The 4,026-nt window shown below is 63.1% G+C and carries 5 protein-coding genes and 1 pseudogene; 4 read left to right on the top strand and 2 right to left on the bottom strand.

Features of this window, described 5'->3' with window-relative positions:
* Positions 1-125: 125 nt before the first annotated feature.
* Entirely contained in the window at positions 126-482 is a 357-nt protein-coding gene (locus WBV89_RS05545; protein ID WP_423980341.1) for a VOC family protein, read from the bottom strand.
* On the bottom strand, positions 479-1,156 hold the full coding sequence (locus tag WBV89_RS05550) for a dihydrofolate reductase family protein (protein ID WP_423980342.1): 678 nt from the start codon (positions 1,154-1,156) through the stop codon (positions 479-481). The genes WBV89_RS05545 and WBV89_RS05550 overlap by 4 nt, the downstream gene beginning before the upstream one ends.
* Before the next feature lie 71 nt (positions 1,157-1,227).
* Between WBV89_RS05550 and WBV89_RS05555 the strand changes: the two genes are divergently transcribed.
* The 4 genes and pseudogenes from WBV89_RS05555 to WBV89_RS05570 all read left to right on the top strand — a co-directional run.
* Entirely contained in the window at positions 1,228-1,749 is a 522-nt protein-coding gene (locus WBV89_RS05555) for a winged helix-turn-helix transcriptional regulator (RefSeq protein ID WP_423980343.1), read from the top strand.
* A 290-nt stretch (positions 1,750-2,039) separates the two neighbouring features.
* Complete coding sequence (locus tag WBV89_RS05560; RefSeq protein ID WP_423980344.1) at positions 2,040-2,834, top strand: ArsR/SmtB family transcription factor; 795 nt, start codon at positions 2,040-2,042, stop codon at positions 2,832-2,834.
* A 109-nt stretch (positions 2,835-2,943) separates the two neighbouring features.
* The gene (locus WBV89_RS05565; RefSeq protein WP_423980345.1) at positions 2,944-3,426 is read left to right on the top strand and encodes a hypothetical protein; all 483 of its coding nucleotides are present in this window, start codon (positions 2,944-2,946) and stop codon (positions 3,424-3,426) included.
* 204 nt (positions 3,427-3,630) lie between these two features.
* A pseudogene (locus tag WBV89_RS05570) lies at positions 3,631-4,026 on the top strand (hypothetical protein); the annotation flags it as partial.

The raw sequence follows: 4,026 nt of genomic DNA on the forward strand, positions 1-4,026 counted from the left end.
TGGCGAAGTCGAGGCACCCGTCGGTGTCGCGCGCTGCTCGGACCACTGGTTCGCAGGTGCGCAGGTAGCTGGTTCGATCGTTGGCGTCGACGGTGAGGTGTCCGGCGACGATGATCGGTGCGGGATCAGTACTGCTCACGGAAGCTCCCGATGAAGGTGATGGTGTTGTTGTCGGGGTCGTTGACCGAGCAGAGCCTGACGCCTTGGTTGGCTTCGACGATTTCACCGGTGTCGATCCCACGCGCGTGAAGGGCGGCGTGGCGCCGGTCGAGATCCGCGACGGCAAAGTTGACCATGCTCGTGCCTGCTCGCTTTGGATCGTGGAAGACCTGAAGCCAGCCGGTGTCGGTCACACGCCATTCGGCGAGGTTGCCGGGCATGGGCACGTTCGTGGCGGGGGTATCGAAGAGTCGTTGGTACCAGTCGTGACTGGTATCGAAGTTGCTGACAGCGACGATGGCGAAGACATGGTCGACAGTCATGAGGTCACTTGCTCCTGTTCTGGTGATGATTCTTTACGCCAGAGGATGTGGTGGGTGACGCCACTGGGACTCGGGATGTTCTCGTGGTGGAACCGGTCGTCGAACTCGTCGGCGGATTCCCACAGACGCACCCCACCACCAAGGGTGATCGGTGCGACAACGACGTGGAGTTCGTCGATGAGACCCGCGTCGACGAACGAGCGAACAGTGCTCGGTCCGCCACCCACGCGAACATCGAGTCCATTCGCAGCGGCCAGTGCTTGCTCGGCGGCATCGGCCGGTGTCGCATCGAGGAAGTGAAATGTGGTGTCGGCGAGCGTGATCGATGGGCGGTGGTGATGGGTGAGCACGAACACCGGTGTGTGGAACGGTGGTGTGTCGCCCCACCAGCCGACCCACTCGTGGTCGGACCACGGACCGCGCTGCGGGCCGAACTTGTTGCGGCCCATGATTTCGGCGCCGATCCCGTTCGCGAAGTCGCGCTCGAAGTAGTCGTCGAGTCCGCGAGATCCACCCGGCTCGGTGCGCCCAGGAAAGCTGGCAGTGTCGAATCTCCATGCCATCAGCTCGCCGGGATCGGCGTGGCCAAACGGTCGCTCGAGGGTTTGATCCTCGCCGGTCGCATAGCCGTCCTGTGAGACCGTGAAATTCTGAACTCGGATCCGTTGCGCCATTGGCACTCCTTCTCGACACGACTGATTGCAACCTGCAATCGGTTGGCAGGGACACTAGCTACGCTGCGTTCATGGCGCAACCAGTCGAACATGAGGAGTTGACGGTTCCCGACGGCCGATCGGGGTGTCCGATCAACATGACGATGGAGCTGCTCGGCGATCGCTGGAGCCTTGTCGTGTTGCGCGATGTGATGTTCGGTGGACGCACCCGATTCCGTGAACTGCTCGGCCACTCACTTGAGGGCATCGCGAGCAACGTGCTCGCATCGCGTCTCGCGAAGCTCACCGATGCCGGCCTCCTCAGCCGCCATGCGGTTCCCGGCCACCGTCAGAAGATCGACTACTTCCTCACCGACGCCGCCATCGAACTCGTCCCGTTGATCATCGAACTCGGGTCGTGGGGTGCGCGTTGGCTCCCCACCACGCCAGAACTGACCATCCGAGCCCAGCTCCTCGCCGACGGCGGACCAGACGTCGCGCAACGGTTCATGGACGAACTCCGCAGCATCCACCTGGACCACCAACCACCAGCAGACAACGGAGTCCTTGCGGAACTCGGCGCCGCCCATCGGCGTGCCGTGGAACAGGCTTGACGCAAGTGGCGACCGCCCGGTAGCGACATGCGGCACCCAGTCGCCCCGACCGACAGGGCCGCCACCAGCTCGACCACTCAGAAGATCCGTGAGGAGCGCTCTCGAACCACTCGATATCAGCGGCACGACGAACGGACGAATGCCGCCCAGCACGGCACGTATCCGCTTGGTCAGGTGCTCGTGAATCGGTGCGGAGACTCGGTTGGAGTCGAGGGTTCGTCGGATGGCGGCGCGCCAGTTGTCGAGACGTCGGGTTGCATCATGCAGGTACCTGCCTGCATAATGATCGCATGGTTGACGACCAAGAGAACAGAGTCTTCAAGGCGCTCGGTGATCTGACGCGCCGTCGTCTTCTCGATTGTCTTCGTGTCAGTGACGGCCAGACCCTGGGCGAGTTGTGCTCACAGGTCGACATGGCACGCCAATCGGCGACTCAGCACCTCGACATCCTCGTTCAAGCGAATCTCGTCACCGTTGTTCGACGCGGTCGAGAACGTCTGCACTTTCTCAACCCGGTACCGATCCACGAGATCCAAACACGTTGGATCTCCCAGTTCGACATGCCACGCCTTGAAGCACTCGATCTCATCACCACACAAGCAGAGGAATACGCCATGACCGACCAATCCACCACCGTCCCCAGCTATGTCTACGTCACCTACATCCGTGCCACCAGCGAGCAGGTCTGGCGCGCGCTGACCGACGCGGACCTGACCGCGCGCTACTGGGGTCATGCCAACGTCTCGGACTGGCAACCAGGATCACGCTGGGAGCACCGACGGACCGATGCAACAGGCGCCGTCGATGTCGACGGAACCGTGATCGAAAGCGATCAACCGACCCGTCTCGTCATCACCTTCGGCGCACCCGGTGAGCCAGCCGATGAACAGTCACTCGTGACGTTCCTCGTCGAGGCTCACGACGACATCGTCCGCCTCACCGTGACCCACGAACGCCTCGCCGACGAGAACGCTCGTGGAGAGATCGCCCACGGTTGGCCCGCAGTGCTCGCCAACCTGAAGTCCCTTCTCGAAACCGGTGACGTGCTTCCCCAGTCCCCCTGGGAAATGCAGCCAACCAACTGATCCCTCGCCGCCCGACACCCCAAGCCGACCACGCCCCACCGGGCACTCCGTCGATCATGAAACCGACTCGACGCGTGCTGCTCGCTCCGACGACACCAAAGGAATGACCATGGACACCGTTCAACTTCGACAAGCACACGACCGATTCCTCGAAGCGGCAACTCGCGTCGCCGAGGCCGGCGGCGCTGACCTCGCCCCGCCAACCGGCGAATGGAACTTCGAGCAGATCCTGGCCCACGTCGCGCTCGTCGATGCCGCATCGTTGGCTGCCGTCGCGTCAGTTGCCGCCGGCGTAAATACTGTCTTCGACAATCGCGTGGCGCTCGATGACTGGACCATTGACCACGTCATCACCTGCGCTGGGAGCAGCGATGCCCTCGCCGCGCGAGTTCGGTCCCTTGGCCAAACCCTCTGCGAAGTTGCCGAGAACGTCCTCAGCGCCACCGAACTGGAAACCCTCGTCCCGAGCCTGCTCCTGTCGAACGATCAACTGGTCGTCAACGAACCCGCCACGGTCGAACAACTCATTTCAGGCCTCGCCGAGAACGAACTTCCCGGACACACCGAGCAGATCCTGGACCTCCTACCTTGACGTAGACGAGCGAACCACAACGCTCTCCCCTGCCCGCGACCGCACATCACAGCTCATAACAACACGCCACGCACCGTCACCAGACCACTCGATAGCGGCACGTACGCGCTCGGTTTCGTGCTCCAGAACGCGCCGTGCAACGACTGCCTCAACCGCCCTCGGTAGCTACTGCGAACCCACGTTGCAGCGCGCGAGAATTGATGGATGGTTGCGCAGGAGGATCCGGCATCGGAGAATCTCGACGTCTACGACACCAAGGCCGGCTGGTGGAACCCTGACCTGGGGGATCTCGTCGTGCCCGACGGGTGGGAGTTCTTGGCATCTGGTGATGCGTTCGTCACCCGGCGGGTGAAGGCCGCCGGGGTCTACTGGAATGCATGGAAGCCGAAGAACGGGCGAGGTGGTCATCGACGACGCCTCGGCCTGCTCGCACCGACAGCCGCAATCGACGCAGCCCGCAACGCCGCCATCGAGACAGCCGACCAGCGTGCCGCGGCTCGCGCCGCGGGTGCCCGTCATCGAGAGCAAGTCGAGGCTGACTACCAAGGGGAGCTGCGCGACACGGTTGTGCGGTGGCTCGACTTCGCGCCCGAACACCAC

This window comes from Ilumatobacter sp., from assembly GCF_049588435.1.
Classification (GTDB): Bacteria; Actinomycetota; Acidimicrobiia; order Acidimicrobiales; family Ilumatobacteraceae; genus Ilumatobacter_A.